The 17036-nt window shown below is 70.0% G+C and carries 16 protein-coding genes; 14 read left to right on the forward strand and 2 right to left on the reverse strand.

Annotation, left to right across the window (positions count from 1 at the left end; all coding sequences use genetic code 11):
• The 4 genes from MMB92_RS24810 to MMB92_RS24825 form a co-directional block, all read left to right on the forward strand.
• Positions 1-245, forward strand: a 245-nt coding sequence (locus tag MMB92_RS24810) for a hypothetical protein (RefSeq protein WP_277563006.1), incomplete at its 5' end; no start/stop codon positions are given.
• A 250-nt stretch (positions 246-495) separates the two neighbouring features.
• Positions 496-2046, forward strand: a complete 1551-nt coding sequence (locus tag MMB92_RS24815; RefSeq protein WP_059722665.1) for an NCS1 family nucleobase:cation symporter-1 — start codon at positions 496-498, stop codon at positions 2044-2046.
• A gap of 23 nt (positions 2047-2069) precedes the next feature.
• Entirely contained in the window at positions 2070-2798 is a 729-nt protein-coding gene (locus tag MMB92_RS24820; RefSeq protein WP_006488622.1) for an aspartate/glutamate racemase family protein, read from the forward strand.
• Between the two features lie 61 nt (positions 2799-2859).
• Positions 2860-4044, forward strand: coding sequence for a LysR substrate-binding domain-containing protein (locus tag MMB92_RS24825; RefSeq protein ID WP_058902938.1), 1185 nt, complete (start codon positions 2860-2862; stop codon positions 4042-4044).
• 229 nt (positions 4045-4273) lie between these two features.
• On the opposite strand, the gene MMB92_RS24830 is transcribed toward MMB92_RS24825, so the two are convergent.
• Complete coding sequence (locus MMB92_RS24830; RefSeq protein ID WP_058902937.1) at positions 4274-5848, reverse strand: MFS transporter; 1575 nt, start codon at positions 5846-5848, stop codon at positions 4274-4276.
• A 100-nt stretch (positions 5849-5948) separates the two neighbouring features.
• On the opposite strand from MMB92_RS24830, the gene MMB92_RS24835 reads away from it, so the two are divergent.
• Both MMB92_RS24835 and MMB92_RS24840 read left to right on the forward strand, forming a co-directional pair.
• Positions 5949-6827, forward strand: a complete 879-nt coding sequence (locus MMB92_RS24835) for a LysR family transcriptional regulator (RefSeq protein ID WP_006495905.1) — start codon at positions 5949-5951, stop codon at positions 6825-6827.
• Positions 6828-6992: 165 nt separating this feature from the next.
• On the forward strand, positions 6993-7979 hold the full coding sequence (locus tag MMB92_RS24840) for an ABC transporter substrate-binding protein (RefSeq protein WP_058902935.1): 987 nt from the start codon (positions 6993-6995) through the stop codon (positions 7977-7979).
• A gap of 22 nt (positions 7980-8001) precedes the next feature.
• Here MMB92_RS24840 and MMB92_RS24845 read toward each other — a convergent pair whose 3' ends face one another.
• A complete protein-coding gene (locus tag MMB92_RS24845; RefSeq protein WP_277563007.1) occupies positions 8002-8376 on the reverse strand; it encodes a phage protein NinX family protein in 375 nt (124 codons plus the stop codon).
• A gap of 307 nt (positions 8377-8683) precedes the next feature.
• On the opposite strand from MMB92_RS24845, the gene MMB92_RS24850 reads away from it, so the two are divergent.
• The 8 genes from MMB92_RS24850 (at position 8684) to MMB92_RS24885 (ending at position 16999) form a co-directional block, all read left to right on the forward strand.
• Complete coding sequence (locus MMB92_RS24850) at positions 8684-9781, forward strand: glycosyltransferase family 2 protein (RefSeq protein ID WP_043205128.1); 1098 nt, start codon at positions 8684-8686, stop codon at positions 9779-9781.
• Between the two features lie 6 nt (positions 9782-9787).
• Complete coding sequence (locus tag MMB92_RS24855) at positions 9788-11035, forward strand: glycosyltransferase family 87 protein (RefSeq protein ID WP_277563008.1); 1248 nt, start codon at positions 9788-9790, stop codon at positions 11033-11035.
• Positions 11036-11139: 104 nt separating this feature from the next.
• Positions 11140-12207, forward strand: a complete 1068-nt coding sequence (locus MMB92_RS24860; RefSeq protein ID WP_006486187.1) for an ABC transporter substrate-binding protein — start codon at positions 11140-11142, stop codon at positions 12205-12207.
• Between the two features lie 14 nt (positions 12208-12221).
• A complete protein-coding gene (locus tag MMB92_RS24865; protein ID WP_277563009.1) occupies positions 12222-13064 on the forward strand; it encodes an ABC transporter permease in 843 nt (280 codons plus the stop codon).
• Between the two features lie 35 nt (positions 13065-13099).
• Positions 13100-13915: an ABC transporter permease gene (locus MMB92_RS24870; RefSeq protein ID WP_277563010.1), complete on the forward strand. Its 816-nt coding sequence runs from the start codon at positions 13100-13102 to the stop codon at positions 13913-13915.
• A gap of 39 nt (positions 13916-13954) precedes the next feature.
• Complete coding sequence (locus MMB92_RS24875; protein WP_058902931.1) at positions 13955-14800, forward strand: ABC transporter ATP-binding protein; 846 nt, start codon at positions 13955-13957, stop codon at positions 14798-14800.
• Between the two features lie 149 nt (positions 14801-14949).
• Positions 14950-15903 (forward strand): TauD/TfdA family dioxygenase, encoded by a 954-nt coding sequence (locus MMB92_RS24880; RefSeq protein WP_277563011.1) that lies wholly within the window; start codon positions 14950-14952, stop codon positions 15901-15903.
• Between the two features lie 148 nt (positions 15904-16051).
• Positions 16052-16999, forward strand: coding sequence for a TauD/TfdA family dioxygenase (locus tag MMB92_RS24885; protein WP_277563012.1), 948 nt, complete (start codon positions 16052-16054; stop codon positions 16997-16999).
• Positions 17000-17036: the final 37 nt, after the last annotated feature.

Consider the following 17036-nt stretch of genomic DNA (forward strand, 5'->3'; position numbering starts at 1 on the left):
GTCAGCCGCCGCTCGCGCCGGCCGGCGCGGAGGCCGCGCCCGGCATGCTCGCGCCGGCGTCGCCGGGGGTGCCGGCCGCCCCGCTGCTCGGCGTGCCCAATGGCGCGGTGGACGGCGCGACCGACATGCCGCTGGCTGCGCCCGAGTCGGAACTGGTCGCGCCGTTGTCGCCCTTCTTCTGGCAGCCTGCGCCTGCCGCGAGGCCCGCGATCAGGATGCCGGCGAAGACGGCTCGCGATACGTGACGAAGTGAATATCGCTGCATGACACCTCCGCTGATGTCGATGTGGATGGAACCCGCTGACTCGCAATTTGCGTGCCGTTCCCCGCCGCCGCGGCCGCCCGCGTTCCATTCGTTTTCCAAATGACGCCCAGCCGAATATTTAATTTCCCATCGTCCGGCCCGCCGCCCATACTCGCGAACAAATCCGAGACATAACGTCCACGGCGGCCGACCGCGCTGCGTACCCACGCAGCCGGTGTCGCGCCCCGCACATGGAAGGAGACAACGGCGTGCAACTGGAAGCCATCCACCGCACGGGCCTCGGGCTCGGCGCGGACGACGCATCGCATCGAACCGACACGGCCGCGCGCGATCCCGCGCTGAGCCCGCGGCTGCACAACCCCGATCTCGCGCCGACCCGGGCCGAGGGCCGGACATGGGGCCGCTACAGCATCTTTGCGCTGTGGACCAACGACGTGCACAACATCGCGAACTACTCGTTCGCGATCGGGCTGTTCGCGCTCGGCCTGTCGGGCTGGCAGATGCTCGCGTCGCTCGCGATCGGCGCGGTGCTCGTGTACTGCTTCATGAACCTGACCGGCTACATGGGCCAGAAGACCGGCGTGCCGTTCCCGGTGATCAGCCGGATGAGCTTCGGCATCTACGGCGCGCTGCTGCCCGCGATGATCCGCGCGGTGATCGCGATCGCATGGTTCGGCATCCAGACCTATCTCGCATCCGTCGTGCTGCGCGTGCTGCTCACCGCGATCTGGCCGGGCCTCGCCGCGTTCGACCAGAATGCGATCTTCGGGCTGTCGACGCTCGGCTGGATCACGTTCGTCGCGATCTGGCTGGTGCAGATCGGTATCCTCACGTACGGGATGGAAATGGTCCGCAAGTACGAGGGGCTCGCCGGCCCGGTGATCCTCGTCACGACGCTGTCGCTCGCCGCGTGGATGTTCAGCCGCACCGGCGGCCAGCTCGCGATGTCGATCGGCAAGCCGATGACCGGCCTGAAAATGTGGACGGAAATCTTCGCGGGCGGCTCGCTGTGGCTCGCGATCTACGGCACGCTGGTGCTCAACTTCTGCGACTTCGCCCGTTCGTCGCCGAGCGCGAAGACGGTGCGCGTCGGCAACTTCTGGGGCCTGCCGGTCAACATCCTCGTGTTCGCGACGATCAGCTTCGTGCTCGCCGGCGCGCAGTTCAAGCTGAACGGCCACATCATCCACAGCCCGACGGAAATCATCGCGACGGTGCCGAACAAGCTGTTCCTCGTGCTCGGCTGCCTCGCCTTCCTGATCGTGACGGTGGCCGTGAACATCATGGCGAACTTCGTCGCGCCGGCCTTCGTGCTGACGAGCCTCGCGCCGCACCGCCTGTCGTTCCGCCGTGCGGGCCTGATCAGCGCGACGATCGCCGTGCTGATCCTGCCGTGGAACCTGTACAACAGCCCGATCGTGATCGTCTATTTCCTGTCCGGCCTCGGTGCGCTGCTCGGCCCGCTGTACGGAATCATCACGGTCGACTACTGGCTGGTGCGCAAGCAGCGCGTGAACGTGCCCGATCTCTACACCGAAGCGCCGACCGGCACCTACTTCTACACGCGCGGCGTGAACCGCAAGGCGCTCGCGGCGCTCGTACCGTCCGCGCTGATCTCGATCACGCTCGCCGTCGTACCGGCCTTCAGCGCGATGACGCCGTTCTCGTGGCTGCTCGGCGCCGCGATCGCGGGCAGCGTGTACTGGCTGCTGGCCGATCGCACACGGCACTACGAAGAACGTTCGGGCGAGCACATCGCGGTCGCCTGCGCGCAACACTGATACACACGCATACGGAGTCAGCAATGAGGATCCTGGTAGTCAACGTCAACACGACCGAGTCGATCACCGATGCGATCGCCGCGCAGGCGCAGGCCGCCGCGTCGCCCGGCACGGAGATCGTCGGGCTGACGCCGCGCTTCGGCGCGGAATCGATCGAAGGCAACTTCGAGAGCTACCTCGCGGCGATCGCCGTGATGGATCGCGTGTTGAGCTACGACGAGCCGTACGACGCGGTGATCCAGGCCGGCTACGGCGAGCACGGCCGCGAAGGGCTGCAGGAACTGCTGACGGTGCCCGTCGTCGACATCACCGAAGCGGCCGCGAGCGTCGCGATGCTGCTCGGCCATCGCTACTCGGTCGTCACGACGCTCGACCGCACGGTGCCGCTGATCGAGGATCGCCTGAAGCTCGCCGGGCTCGATGCGCGCTGCGCGTCGGTGCGCGCGAGCGGCCTCGCGGTGCTCGAACTCGAGGCGCACCCGGCTCGCGCGATCGAATCGATCGTCGGCCAGGCGCAACGCGCGGTGAAGGACGATCACGCGGAAGTGATCTGCCTCGGCTGCGGCGGGATGGCCGGCCTCGACCGGCAGATCGAGGAATGCACGGGCGTGCCGGTGGTCGATGGCGTGTCGGCCGCGGTCGCGCTCGCCGAGTCGCTGGTGCGCCTGAAGCTGAAGACGTCGAAGGTCCGCACGTATGCGCCGCCGCGCCCGAAGCGGATCGTCGGCTGGCCCGGAACCTTCGCAAAATGACGGGCCCCCGGCCGGTGGCCGCATCGTGCGGCCGCCTCGTATCGCCGGGAGGCGGATCGGCATGCCGGACCTGCTAGACCCCACCGCGCTGCGCCGCGGCGCATCCGACGCCACGGGCGCGCTCGACGTGCTCGATGCACGGCTGATGCGCATCCTGCTCGTGCTGCTGACCGAGCGCACCGTGTCGCGCGCGGCCGTGCGCCTGAACATGTCGCAGCCGGCGACGAGCGCCGCGCTCAAGCGCCTGCGCACGCTGCTCGGCGATCCGCTGCTGGTGCGCAGCCGCTACGGGATGGTGCCGACCGAGTTCGGCGCGCGCTTGATCGAGCCGCTGCGCAACGCGCTGCGCGTGATCGACTTCATCCGCATCCAGCAGCCGACGTTCGACGCGCGCACGTCGGTGCGCACCTACCGGATCGGCTGCCCCGACTACCTGAACGTGCTGTTCGTGCCGAAACTCGTCGCGCTGTTTCGCGAGCGCGCGCCGAACGCGCAACTGGTGTTTCATCCGCTCGGCGACGGGTTCGACGACGAACGCGCGCTGGCGGACGGCGAACTCGACGTCGTGATCGACAACCGGCCCGCACGCCAGTCGCGCTTCCGGCAGGACGACCTGTTCGACGACCGCGTCGTGTGCCTGATGCGCGCGACGCATCCGCTCGCGCGATGCGGCGCGATGACGGCCGCCGGATTCGCGGCGGCGCCGCAGCTGTGCCCGACGCCGTCGTGGCTCGAACCGTCGGGCGCGATCGACCGGCAGCTCGAACGCGTGGGCCTGCAGCGGCGCATCGTCGTCACGCTGCCGCACTTCGAACTGGCCGCGCACGCACTGGTGCGCGCCGACCTGATCCTCACCACCACGTACCGGCTCGCGCGGCACTACGCGAAGCTGCTGCCGCTCGCCGCGGTCGCGCTGCCGGCCGAGCCGCCGGATATCGTGTACCGGATGACGTGGAACGAATCGGGGCCGTGCGCGGAAGGCGTTCGCTGGCTGCGCGGGCTGATCGCCGAGGCGACGCGCGCATGGCTCGACGCCGAGGCGAGGCTGCCGGCGGTCGCGGCGGTCGCCGCCGTATCCGCTTCCGGGCCCGATGCGGACACCGCGAAAACCGCGCCGGCCGCCGCCGAGCCGCCCGAACCCACCCGGCGCACGCGCCGCAGACCGGCCCCGCATTGTCATGCGTCGCATCCGGCGCGCGTCGCGCACGCGGCACGCATCCACCGCACCGCGACGAAGTCGCACTGACCGGCACCGCACCCGGGCCGGCATGATCCGCTCGGCCGCCGCATGTCAGACCGGTCCTGTTCACCCGCGCCGTGCCGAATCGTCGGGATGACGCGTCGAACCCGTGTCGGTGGACGTCGCATCGCGAACGCCGGTGGCCACTCGATCGAATCACCGGCAGCGACACGATCGCCCCGAACGTCGACAAACAGCAGGATCGTGCGCGACGTTGCGCATGCTTCACATCGTTTCACATCACGCGCCTTCGCATCGGTTGCGTCAGCAACTTGTATGCAACGACGGCCGCAACCAGCGCCAGCACGCCGCTCACCGTGAGCGCATCGGCGAACCCGCTCGCGAACGCGACGGGCGCCGCCCGCGCGAAGGTGCCGGCAGCGGCCGGCGGCACGCGGCCGAGCGCCTGCGCCAGATCGCCGGCCAGCAGGCTCGACATGAACGGCTCATCGGCGAATACGCGCAGGCCAGGCGTCGCGGACAGCAGGCGGTCGAGCCGCGCATGCGTGCTCGCCGCCAGCACCACGCCGAGCACGCCGACGGCCGTGACGATCGCCGAGAAGCGCGTCGTCGTGCTGATGCCCGACGCCATGCCGGTGCGATGCGGCGGCACGCACGCCATGATCGCCTTCTGCGTGTCGCCGTTCATGATGCCCGCGCCGCACCCCGTCACGAACATGCCGAGCGCGACGAGCCGGTAGTCGCCACTGGCCGTCAGCGCCGCGGTCGCGAGGTTGCCGGCGCCGATCAGCGCGAGCCCGCCCGCCAGCACGCCGCCGGACGACACGCGCGCGGCCAGCGCCGCGCCGAGCGACGGACCGGCGATCATCGCGAACGCGAACGGCAGCATCCCGAGCCCCGCGTCGATCGCCGACATCCCGAACGCGTTTTGCAGGTACAGCGGCAGGAACGTCATCATCACCTGCGCGCACGCCGCGTAACCGAACATCGCGAGCACGGCGCCGACGAAGCGCGGCTGGCCAAACAGCGCGAGATCGATCATCGGCCGCGCTTGCCAGCGCTCCGCGCCGACGAACGCCGCCAGCAGCGCGGCCGCGAGCGCGAACCGGCCAAGCGTCGCGCCCGACAGCCAGCCGTGCGACGGCGCACCGATCAGCGCCGCGATCGCGCAGGCGAGCGCCGCGCCGAACAGCAGGCTGCCGGCCGCATCCACGCGCTTCGCATGCGGATCGTTCGATTCGTCGATCGCGACGCGCGCACCGGCCGCCAGCAGCAGGCAGACGGGCAGGTTCAGCAGGAACACCCAGCGCCACCCAATCCATTGCGTGATCGCGCCGCCGACGAGCGGCGCGATGGCCGTCGCGATTCCCATGCACATGCCCCAGATCGCCCACGCACGGGCCCGTTCGCGGCCGTCCGGGAAACGGTTCGCGATCACCGCGAGCGCCGCGGTCAGCAGCAGCGCGGCGCCGCCGCCCTTCACCGCACGCGCGGCGATCAGCCAGCCGGCCGACGGCGCGATGCCGCAGCCGAGCGACGCGACAAGGAACAGCGCGAGCCCCGTGAAGAGCATCCGCTTGCGTCCGAAGCGGTCGGCGAGCCCGCCGGCCGGCAGCAGACACGCGGCGAACGCGGTCATGTACGCGCTCACGACCCATTCGATATCGGCGAAGCTCGCATGAAAGCTGCGCGCGATGCTCGGCAGCGAGACGGCCACCACGTTGGTGTCGAGCACGATCAGCGAGCAGGTCGCGGATGCGACGGCGAGCGTCGCGGCGGCAGGCAGGCGGGTGCCCGTGCGCGGGACGGCAGCCGCGCTCGTGCGCGACGCCGGTGAAGACTGGGACATCCGGCACTCCGGAACAGGATGAGGGAGCCGTATGCTAGGCTTGTCCCGTATTGCCTGTCATTGACACTTCAATGCTGTTTTATTGACGAAAATTGCAACCATGGACCGGCTCGAATTCCGTCACGTGCGGGCGTTCCTGAGCGTCGCGCAACATCTGCATTTCGCGCGCGCGGCGGAGGCGCTCGACATGGCGCCGCCCGCGCTCACGCGGCAGATCCAGGAAGCCGAGCGGGTGCTCGGCGTGCGGCTGTTTCACCGGTCGCGCCGGGCGGTCACGCTGAGCGCCGCCGGCGAGGCCTATCTCGCGGAAGCGCGCGCCGCGGTCGAGCATCTGCAACGCGGCCGCGAACTCGCCGCGCTGGCCGAACGCGGCGAACTCGGCCGGATCGAGATCGGCTATGTGTCGTCGGCCGTGTATTCGGGCACGCTGCAGCGCACCGTCGGCGCATTTCGCACCGCTCACCCGCGCATCGAGCTGAACCTGCGCGAAGTGCCGATGGACGACGTCGCGAACCAGCTCGACGCCGGCCGGCTCGACCTCGCGTACGTGCGCCCGCCGCTCGCGCTGCCCGGCGGCCTGCGGATCGTCACGCTGCAGCGCGACGTGTTCGTCGCGGCCGTGCCCGCCGATTCGCGCTACGCGGCGATGGCCGCCGTGCGCGCGGCGGACCTCGCCGACGCGCGCTTCGCGGTGCCCGAACAAGAATTCGGCACGCTCGAAGTCGCGCGCCGCGGCCGCTTCGCGCCGGTGGTCGCCGCGCGGCCGGGCGGCCTGCTCGCGGTGCTCGCGTGCGTGTCGGTGAACGGCTGGGTCGCGGTGATTCCCGACGCGCTCGCCGGTTGCGTGTCGCTGCCGGGCGTCGTGTACCGGCCGATCGCCGGCAAGCCGATCATGTCGGAACTCGCGCTCGCGCACCGGCGGTTCGAAAAGGCGCCTGCGGTGCGGGCATTCCTGCGCACGATGCCGCCGGCCGCGTAAAGCGCCCGCGCAAGCGTCCCGGGCGTCCGGGTCGACGCCGGCCGCACCGGCGCCCGCCGCGCGAATATGCATTTCACGATTCGATGTTTGTCGGCCGGAAACCGATTCCGTAACCTGCCCGGCAGCCGCGCGGCCCGCGCGCGGATCACCGAGGACACACCGCCGATGCCCCACGCTTCCGCCCCAGCGCGCCGCCGCGCGCTGCAGCGCCTTGCCGCCCTCGCCGCCGCGCCGCTCGCGGGCGGCCTTGCCCTGCCCGCCCGTGCGGCCGGCGCCGATCTGTCGGGCGTCACGCTCGTCCTCGGCGACCAGGCCGGCGGCCTGCGCGCGCTCGCCGAAGCGGCGCGCGTGCTCGACGGCACGCCGTACCGGTTCCGCTGGGCCAACTTCCAGGGCGCCGCGCCGCTGTTCGAAGCGCAGCGCGCGGGCGCGATCGATCTCGCGCCGGCCGGCGACCTGCCGGTCCTGACGGCCGCGCTCGGCGATCCGTCGTTGCGGATCGTCGCGACGCGCGTCGGTTCGCCGGCGTCGCTCGGCATCGTCGTGCAGCCCGACTCGCCGGTTCGCGCCGTGGCCGACCTGAAAGGGCAAACCGTGGTCGTATCATCGGCGCGCGGCAGCATCTCGCAATACCAGCTGTACGGCGCGCTGCGCGAACACGGGCTCGCGCCGCGCGACGTCGACGTGCGCTTCGTGCTGCCGGTCGACGCGTTCGCCGCGTTCGAGGCGAAGCGGATCGGCATCTGGGCCACGTTCGATCCGTACTACGGGCATGCGGTGCGCCGCGGCGCGCGCATCGTCCGCGACGGCAGCGGCATCAATTCGGGGCTCGCGTTCCTGACGTCGCCGGTCGAGACACTCGACGATCGCGGCAAGCGCGCGGCGCTTGCGGACGTGCTCGCGCGGCTCGCCCGCGCGGGCCAATGGGCGCTCGCGCACCCGGCCGACTACGCGAGCGTCTATGCGTCGCTCACGCGCCTGCCGCCCGATGCGGCCACCGACATCGCGCGCCGGGCCGCGCTCGCGCAGCGCAGCCTCAGCGGCGCCGACATCGACGTGTTGCAGCGCGTCGCCGATCGCGCGGCGGCGGACGCGATCCTGCCGCGCCGTGTCGACGTTGCATCGATCGCCATCCGGCAGGTGTCCGCGTGAGCGATGCGGCGCGAGGATGCGCTCAGCGCGGCCGCGCCATATCGAGATCCGGCACGTCGTCGCCGAACGTCGACGCGACGAGCGTGCGCATTGCGGCGATCAGCAGCGTCGGCCCCGACTGGTTGAACGTGCAGCGCTCGCCCGCGGCCGGCACCGCGCGGTGCAGCATGGCACGCCACGCGCCTCGCCCGCCGTCGCGCTCGAACCCGGCAAACGGCAGCCGCTCGACGATCGGGCCGCCGTCCGCCCAGGACGATGACGGCGCGAACGGTGTCGGGACGCCGCCCGGTTCGCGGATCGACGTGCAGCCGGACGCGTCGGCACGCGGCGCCTCGTGGCCTTCCGCGGTCGCGACCCAGTAATCCAGCGCCGCACCTGTCAGATCCTGGACTTGCATGGCCCTCTCCGTCGCCGTCGTTCCAGTCGACATGCTAACCGTTGCGCACGCACGCGCGGTCCGGACGGCGCCTCGGCGCCCCCGGCGAGCCGCTGCATCGCGAAATCCCGCCCCCGAACAAACCCGCGCACGCTGTCACCTGTGTGACATTCCTGCGTAGAATGATCTGACGGCTTGCCGCCCGGCCCGCGGCACGCCATCGAGCCCATCACAAACACAAATGCGCGCCGATCCGGACCCGTTTCCGTACGTTCGGCGACAACAGGACCAGACAATGCGGCGCAGACCGGATCTCACGGGGGGACGTATGTCCAGGCACACCCTGAAGCCGTTGGTATCGCTCGTCGTGCCGTTTCACGACGAAGCAGAAGCGATCGATGCGTTCTTCGCGACCACCGTTCCGATACTGGAAGCGATCGGCACCGCGCGCTTCGAGATCGTTTGCGTGAACGACGGCAGCCGCGACGGCACGCTGGACAAGCTGATCGACATCGCGGTCGCCGATTCGCGCGTGCGCATCGTCGACCTCACGCGGCGCTTCGGCAAGGAGGCCGCGCTGACCGCCGGCATCGACGAAGCGGCCGGCGCCGCCGTGATCCTGATCGACGCCGACCTGCAGGACCCACCCGCGCTCATCCCCGCGATGCTCGAACGCTGGCACGCCGGCGCCGAGGTCGTCGCCGCGAAGCGCACCGACCGCAGGTGCGACCCGCTGATGCAGCGCGTGGCCGCCGCGCTCTATTACCGCGTGCATAACCAGCTGTCCGAAGTCGAGATGCCGGAGAACGTCGGCGATTTCCGGCTGATGGACCGTCAGGTCGTCGACGCGCTGCGCGCGCTGCCCGAGCGCCGACGCTTCATGAAAGGCCTGTTCGCGTGGGTCGGCTACCGGACCGAGATCATCGAATACACGCGCGCCGCACGCAGCGGCGGTCACTCGAAATTCTCCGGGTGGCGACGCTGGAACTTCGCGCTCGAGGGCATCACGAGCTTCAGCACCGTGCCGTTGCGCGTGTGGACCTACATCGGCCTCGCGTTCGCCGTGCTGTCGTTCGTCTACGGCGCGTACATCGTGATGCGCACGCTGCTGTTCGGCAATCCGGTGCACGGCTACGCGTCGCTGATCTCGGTCATGCTGTTCGTCGGCGGCATCCAGTTGATCGGCATCGGCGTGATCGGCGAATACCTGGGCCGCATCTATCACGAATCGAAGCAGCGCCCGGTCTACCTCGTCCGACGCCGCTACCGGGCCGATGCGCAGGCCGGCCTGCAGCCCGCACGGCACGCCGCGGCACCGGACGGCTCGAAGCTGCTGCAGTTTCCGGTCCGGCGCATCGCGACGGCCCGGCGCCGGCAGACGGTCGTGGCTGGCGCGCAGGCGCCGCGCAATCTGTCGGTCAAGTAGCGCCGCATGGATATTTCCGGCTCGTCGATACGGCGCGACGAACGCCCTGTCCGCGTCTGGCTCACCCCCGGACGCATCGTGCTTTACAGCGCGGTCATGCTGGTGATCGGCGTGCTGCTGGGGTCGATCCTGCTCTGGATCGGCTTTCATTCGACCGATTCGGACACGTTCCGCCCCGGCTCGGGGTATATGGTGTTCTGGTCCGCGTCCCATCTGATGCTCCACGGCTCGCCGTGGCAGGCGTACGACGTCCCCGCGTTCTCGCGCGCGCTCGCCGGACTGTTCCCGTCGGCGGGCCGCCATGCGTTCCTGCCATGGCTGTACCCGCCGTCGTATCTGCTCGCGGTAACACCGCTCGCGCTGCTGCCCTACGCGATCAGCTATCCGCTGTTCGTCGTGCTCGGCATCGTGCTGCTCGGCCTCGCGGTGTGGCGCGTGTCGGGGTTCGGCGCCGTACCCGGCGCGACGCGCATCGGCTGGCTCGCGCTGCTCGCCTGCCCGGGCGTGCTCGTCACCGCGATGTACGGGCAGAACGCGATGCTGACCGCGGCGTGTGCGGCGCTCGCCGTGTATTTCGTCGACCGGCGGCCGATGCTGGCCGGCCTCTGTATCGGACTCCTGTCGGTCAAGCCGCAACTGGCCATGCTGTTCCCGTTCGTGCTGATTGCCGCGCGCGCGTGGCGCGCGTTCGCGTGGGCCGCGGCCTGGGCGACCGCCATCACCGCGCTGGGGATCGCGGCGGGCGGCATCGAACCGCTCCGCCTGTTTCTGCAGAATGCCGGTGCGCTGCGTTCGCTGATCATCGAACATGGCGTGCCGTTCTGGTTTGCGTCGCCGACGCCGTTCGCGGCGTTTCGGCTCGCCGGCCTGCCGCCGGCCCTCGCGTTCGCGGGACAAGCCGCCATCGCGGCAATCGCGCTCGCGGCAGCGTGCTGCGTCTGGCGCCGCAGCCGGGACGCGCGGTTGCGCGGTGCGGTACTCGTCGTCGCGACGCTGGCCGCCAATCCGTATGTCTGGCACTACGAACTGTCGTGGCTGTGCGTCCCGATCGCGTGCATGATCGCCATCGGCTCGCAGTACGGCTGGCGGCGCGGCGAGCAATCCATCGTCGCCGTCATGTGGGCGCTGCCGCTGTACGAGTTTCTGAATCCGTGGATGAAGCTGCCGCAGATCGGGCCCGCCGTCATATCGATCGCGCTGCTCGTGCTGCTGCGGCGCGCAGGCTCCCTGCCGCGATCCCCCGCGCGGCGATAAGCATAGTTCAAATCGTTGCTTGTCCGGCCCCGGGGCGTCACCGAGAATGACCCGACGGGCTGCGGCCCGGCCTCGTTCCCCAACGTCCCGGATCCATCGATTCCATGCTTCCACTGCGCCTGCTGCGATCGCTGCTGATCGCGTCCCTCGTTGCATTGCCGGCCGCCGCCGCGCACGCCGACAAGCCCACCACCCTGCGTATCGGCGTTGCCCAGCAAGGCGCCGGCGATCCCCCCACCTTCGGCGGATCGAGCGCCGCCACCGTGCAGTTGCAACAGCTCGTCGAGAAGGAATTCGCCGCCGACGGCATCAAGGTGCAATGGCTGTTCTTCAAGGGCGCGGGCCCGGCCGTCAACGAGGCGATCGCCAACAAGGCGCTCGACTTCGCGTACCAGGGCGACCTGCCCGCCGTGCTCGCGCGCTCGAACGGGATCAAGACGCGCCTGCTGCTCGCCGCGAGCGTGCGCTCGGGCATCAAGATCGCGGTGCCGCCCGACTCGACGATCCGCTCGATCAAGGACCTGAAGGACCGCCGCGTGTCGATCTTCCGCGGCACCAACCTGCAGCTCGTCGCCGACAACGCGCTCGCGAAGAACGGCCTCGGCGAACGTGACCTGCGCGTGATCAACCTCGACGCCGCCAGTTCGCTCGCCGCGCTCGCGTCGAAAGGCATCGACGCGTCGGTGGGCGACTACGCGCTATACAAGCTGCGCGACGCGGGCCTCGCGAAGATCATCTACGAATCGCAGAACGACGGCCCGCAGCTGACGCGCCAGACCCACCTGCTCGTGCTCGACGATTTCGACCGCGCGCATCCGGACATCGTGCAGCGCGTCGTCACCGCGTTCGTGAAGGGTGCGCAATGGTCGTCCGACGAGGCGAACCGCGATGCGCTGTTCAAGCTGTGGGCAAAAAGCGGCGTGCCGTATTCGTCGTGGCAGGACGACTACGCGAACCAGCGCCTGAAGGACCGCCTGTCCCCGCTGATCGACCCGTTCGTCATCGCGCGCTACAAGGCCGTCGCGCAGGATGCGCTGAACCTGAAGCTGATCCGCCAGCCGGTCGACGTCGACGGCTGGTTCGAGCCGAAATATCTCGACAATGCCTTGCGCACGCTGAAGCTCGAACACTACTGGCAACGTTACGACGCGGCCGGCAAGCCCCTCTCCTGACCCGGACCGCCCCGATGAGCGACACCGCGTTTCCCGTCCCGTCGTCCGAATCGCCCGCGCTCGCCGTGCCGCCGCGCCGCGCGGCGGCGCTGCGACGACTCGCGTGGCAGCTCGCACCGTGGGCGCTGCCCGCGCTGCTGTTCGCGCTGTGGAGCGTCGGTAGCGCGCGCGGCTGGATCGCGCCGCAGATCCTGCCGCCGCCCGAACGCGTGGTCGACACGCTGGCCGACCTCGCATCGAGCGGCGATCTCGTGCGCCACACGCTGATCAGCCTGCAGCGCGTGCTCGTCGGCTTCGCGGCCGGCACGCTGCTCGGCGTGTCGCTCGGCGTCGCGCTCGGACTGTCGCGCACGCTGGAAGCCTATGTGCTGCCGAGCTTCAACGCGCTCGTGCAGATTCCGGTGCTCGGCTGGCTGCCGTTCCTGCTGCTGCTCGTCGGCGTCGGCGAACCGCTGAAATACCTGCTGATCGCGCATGCAGCGCTCGTCCCCGTCACGCTGAGCACGTTGCAGGGGTTTCGCCAGACGCCGCCCGCGCTCGACGAAGTCGCGCGCGGGTTCGGCTACACGCGCCGGCAACGCGTCCTCCACGTCGTGCTGCCGGCCGCGATTCCGACGCTCGCGACCGGCGTGCGGCTCGCGTTCACGAAATCGTGGCTCGCGCTCGTCGTGGTCGAACTCGTCGCGTCGTCCGAAGGGCTCGGCTACCTGATCGTGTACGGGCGGCAACTGTTCCAGCTCGATCTCGTGATGGCGGCCGTGGTCGTGGTCGGCGCGGTCGGCCTGCTGATCAACCGGGCGCTCGACGCACTCGAAGCGCGCCTGCGCCGCGGCGTGCCGTCCGCGTTTCGCGGTTGAACCGGTCCGCCCGACCAATCGAAGGAGAGTCGCCCGTGCCCCACGCCGCCACGCCGTCAACGACACCGCCCGCCACGCCCGCCCGCCGCCTGCATGCACCCGACTGGCGCGGCTTCGTCCTGCCGCTCGCCGCATTGGCGTGCTGGTGGGCCGTCGCTTCCGCCCATCTCGTGAAAAGCGGCCTGCTCGTCGGTCCCGCCGACGTGCTGCACACCGCGTGGGCGCAGGCCACGAGCGGCGCGCTCGGCCGTGCATTGTCGGCATCGCTCGCGCGTGAAGCATGCGGGTTCGCGATCGGCGCGACGGGCGGGCTGTTGCTCGGCGCCGTGCTCGGGCTGTCGCGCATCGCCGCGCGAATGGTCGGCCCGAGCTTCGACACGTTCAAGCAGATCTCGCTGTTCGCGTGGATTCCGCTGATTTCGGTGTGGTTCGGGCTCGGCGACGTCGCGAAGGTCGTGTTCCTGTCGCTCGCCGCGCTGCTGCCCGTCGCCGCCCATACCTGCGACGGCATTCACGCAGTGCCGCGCGCGTATGTCGATGTCGCTCGCGCACTGCGCTACTCGCGGCTCCAGCTGATCCGCCACGTGATCCTGCCGGCCGCGCTGCCGTCGATCTTCACCGGCCTGTATCTCGGCCTGATCTATTCGTGGCTCGCGACGCTCGGCGCCGAGTACCTGCTCGTCGCCGGCAGCGGGATCGGCAACACGCTGATCGACGGCAGCGAGCAGTTCCGGATGGATCTCGTGCTGTTCGGGATCATCGTCGTCGGCGTGACCGGCTGGGCGCTGAACGCGACCGCGCGCGCAATCGAACGCAAGGTGCTGGCCCGGCGCGGCGACCTGCCCCGTTGAGCGTCCTTTTTCTTCCTGTCGCCTCTTCCCCGGACCGCCATGACGACCCTCGCCTCCGATTCGCTCGACATCCTCCATGTCAGCAAGCACTACACGCAGCGCGGCACGACGCTCGCCGTGCTCGACGACGTGTCGCTGCACGTGCGTGCCGGCGAATTCGTCACGATCGTCGGCGCCAGCGGCTGCGGCAAGTCGACGCTGCTGCGGCTCGTCGCCGGACTCGATACCGATTACACGGGCGAAATCCGTGCCGGCGACGAACGCGTGCGCGACACGTCGCTGCAGCGCGGCATCGTGTTCCAGGATCACCGGCTGTTCCCGTGGCTGACCGTCGAACAGAACATCGGCGCCGCACTGCGCAACGCACCGCTGGACCCGGCCGCGAAACGGCGCGCGGTCGCGGAGCACATCGCGCTCGTCGGGCTGAACGGCTTCGAGCACGCGTTTCCGAACCAGTTGTCGGGCGGGATGGCGCAGCGCGTCGCGATCGCGCGCGGCCTCGTGAACCGGCCGCGCGTGCTGCTGCTCGACGAGCCGTTCGGCGCGCTCGACGCGCAGACGCGCGCGAAGATGCAGAACGAACTGCTGCGCATCTGGGAACAGGAACGCATCACGATGATGCTGGTCACGCACGACGTTGACGAAGCGGTCTATCTCGGCGACCGCGTCGTCACGATGGCGCCGCGTCCGGGCCGCATCGCGCGCATCGTCGACGTCGCGCTGCCGCGCCCGCGCCGGCGCGATTCATTGGAATTCGCGCGCTTGCGCGACACCGTGCTCGCCGATTTCGACGACGGCGAGCCGCCGGGCGACGACGCGTCGGGCGGCACCCGCATCGACGCGGCGCGCCCGCACCGGATCGGCGAATGGCGGCTCGCGTGGTAGCGACGCGACGCGCGCGCCTTGTTCAGCAGGACGACACATATCGTTCATCGCAGCGCGCACGCTAAGGTTGTGACGATTCATCGGTTCCGGTTCCGCGCGGTCCCTGCTTGAATGGAGATTCGACCGACCCCGACTCCAGGAGACTCCCGATGTCCGAAGTCCAGCACGCCGCTCCGTCGTTTTCGCCCGCTTCGCATGCCGCACCGCGCCCGGCCGCCGTCCCGCTCCAGCTTCGCCAGGTCGCCGGCCGGATCGGCGCCGAAATCGCCGACGTGCGGCTGTCGGCCACGCTCGACGATGCGACGTTCGACGCGATCCAGGCCGCGCTGCTGCGCCACAAGGTGCTGTTCTTCCGTGGCCAGCACCATCTCGACGACACCGCGCAGGAAGCATTCGCCCGCCGCTTCGGCGACACGGTCGCGCACCCGACCGTGCCGTCCGTCGACGGCAGCGCGGCCCTGCTCGAACTCGATTCCGCGCACGGCGCACGCGCCAATTCGTGGCACACCGACGTGACCTTCGTCGACGCGTACCCGAAGATCTCGATCCTGCGCGCGGTCGTGATTCCGCCATTCGGCGGCGATACCGTCTGGGCCAACACGGCCGCCGCGTACGCGCATCTGCCCGACCCGCTGCGTGCGCTCGCCGACACGCTGTGGGCGCTGCATACGAACGCGTACGACTATGCGTCGACGCACGTGCATGCCGACGATGCGCAACTGAAGCGCTACCGCGAAGTGTTCACGTCGACCGTCTACGAAACCGAGCACCCGATCGTGCGCGTGCATCCGGAAACCGGCGAGCGCACGCTCGTGCTCGGCCACTTCGTGCAGCGGCTCAAGGGGCTGTCGGCGCAGGATTCCGCGCATCTGCTGCAGGTGTTCCACGAGCACGTGACGCGCCTCGAAAACACCGTGCGCTGGAACTGGCGGGAAGGCGACGTCGCGATCTGGGACAACCGCGCAACCCAGCACTACGCGATCAACGACTACGGCGATGCGCGCCGCGTCGTGCGCCGCGCGACCGTTCACGGCGACGTGCCGGTCGGCATCGACGGCCGCCGGAGCGTCCTGCTGAAGGGGCCGGGCGCCACGCTGCAATAACGTCCACGTCCCGCGGCGGCGCCCTTTCCCGCGCCGCCGCGCCATTTCACTGGAGGACACCCGCGATGAACCGCACACCACCTGACCGACGCCTGCACCCGCAACGATGTCGTCCGTCTCTCCCGTTCACAACCGCCAGGAGCGTCGCATGAGCGCCCTACTCGAACCCGCCGCCCAGCCGGTCGACGTGATCCCGCTGTCCGCCCATATCGGCGCGGAAATCCGCGGCGTCGACCTCACGCAACCGTTGACCACGCCGCAGATCGCGGCGATCCGCACCGCGCTGCTGAAATGGCGCGTCGTCTTCTTCCGCGAACAATTCCTCACGCACGAGCAGCATGTCGCGTTCTCCGCGCAATTCGGCGAACCGACGGTCGGCCACCCGGTGTTCGGGCACGTCGACGGCCATCCGGCCGTCTATTCGATCGCGAAGCATCGCAAGGCGACGCGTTTCGAAGGCGAACCGGTGCGCCGGCCCTGGACCGGCTGGCACACCGACGTGACGGCCGCCGTGAACCCGCCGTGGGCGTCGATCCTGCGCGGCGTGACGATCCCGCCGTACGGCGGCGACACGCACTGGACCAACCTCGTGCGCGCGTACGAAACGCTGTCCGCGCCGCTGCGCGGCTTCGTCGATACCCTGCGCGGCATCCATCGCTTCACGCCGCCGCCCGGCGCGCGCGCGACCGGCGCATTCGACGACGCCGTCGAGCGCCGCCCGCTCGTGACCGAGCATCCGCTCGTGCGCGTGCATCCGGAAACCGGCGAACGCGCGCTGTACGTGAGCCCGAGCTTCCTGAAATCGATCGTCGGGCTGACGCCGCGCGAGAGCCAGGCGCTGCTCGAACTGCTGTGGGAACACGTGACGCGGCCGGAATTCACGATCCGCTTCAAATGGGAGCCGCGCGGCATCGCGTTCTGGGACAACCGTGCGACCGCCCATCTCGCGCCCGTCGACATCTTCGATCTCGACTTCGATCGCCAGCTGTATCGCACGACGCTCATCGGCGACGTGCCGGTCGGCCCCGACGGCCGGCCGTCGGTCGCACTCGAAGGCACGCCGGTCGAGGCCGCGGCCGCCGTCGCACTCAACTGACGCGGCGAACGCCGGCGCGCACGAACGCGCCGGCCCC

Origin of the sequence: Burkholderia sp. IO2 (assembly GCF_029522185.1) — a bacterium.
Taxonomy (GTDB): domain Bacteria; phylum Pseudomonadota; class Gammaproteobacteria; order Burkholderiales; family Burkholderiaceae; genus Burkholderia; species Burkholderia cenocepacia.

Excerpts from the sequence above, each read along its gene's own strand:
- MMB92_RS24825 (WP_058902938.1), top strand. The coding sequence starts at position 2,860 with ATGCCGGACCTGCTAGACCCCACCGCGCTGCGCCGCGGCGCATCCGAC.
- MMB92_RS24815 (WP_059722665.1), top strand. The coding sequence starts at position 496 with ATGGAAGGAGACAACGGCGTGCAACTGGAAGCCATCCACCGCACGGGC.
- MMB92_RS24830 (WP_058902937.1), bottom strand. The coding sequence starts at position 5,848 with ATGTCCCAGTCTTCACCGGCGTCGCGCACGAGCGCGGCTGCCGTCCCG.
- MMB92_RS24820 (WP_006488622.1), top strand. The coding sequence starts at position 2,070 with ATGAGGATCCTGGTAGTCAACGTCAACACGACCGAGTCGATCACCGAT.
- MMB92_RS24835 (WP_006495905.1), top strand. The coding sequence starts at position 5,949 with ATGGACCGGCTCGAATTCCGTCACGTGCGGGCGTTCCTGAGCGTCGCG.
- MMB92_RS24850 (WP_043205128.1), top strand. The coding sequence starts at position 8,684 with ATGTCCAGGCACACCCTGAAGCCGTTGGTATCGCTCGTCGTGCCGTTT.
- MMB92_RS24845 (WP_277563007.1), bottom strand. The coding sequence starts at position 8,376 with ATGCAAGTCCAGGATCTGACAGGTGCGGCGCTGGATTACTGGGTCGCG.
- MMB92_RS24855 (WP_277563008.1), top strand. The coding sequence starts at position 9,788 with ATGGATATTTCCGGCTCGTCGATACGGCGCGACGAACGCCCTGTCCGC.
- MMB92_RS24880 (WP_277563011.1), top strand. The coding sequence starts at position 14,950 with ATGTCCGAAGTCCAGCACGCCGCTCCGTCGTTTTCGCCCGCTTCGCAT.
- MMB92_RS24865 (WP_277563009.1), top strand. The coding sequence starts at position 12,222 with ATGAGCGACACCGCGTTTCCCGTCCCGTCGTCCGAATCGCCCGCGCTC.
- MMB92_RS24840 (WP_058902935.1), top strand. The coding sequence starts at position 6,993 with ATGCCCCACGCTTCCGCCCCAGCGCGCCGCCGCGCGCTGCAGCGCCTT.
- MMB92_RS24885 (WP_277563012.1), top strand. The coding sequence starts at position 16,052 with ATGAGCGCCCTACTCGAACCCGCCGCCCAGCCGGTCGACGTGATCCCG.
- MMB92_RS24875 (WP_058902931.1), top strand. The coding sequence starts at position 13,955 with ATGACGACCCTCGCCTCCGATTCGCTCGACATCCTCCATGTCAGCAAG.
- MMB92_RS24860 (WP_006486187.1), top strand. The coding sequence starts at position 11,140 with ATGCTTCCACTGCGCCTGCTGCGATCGCTGCTGATCGCGTCCCTCGTT.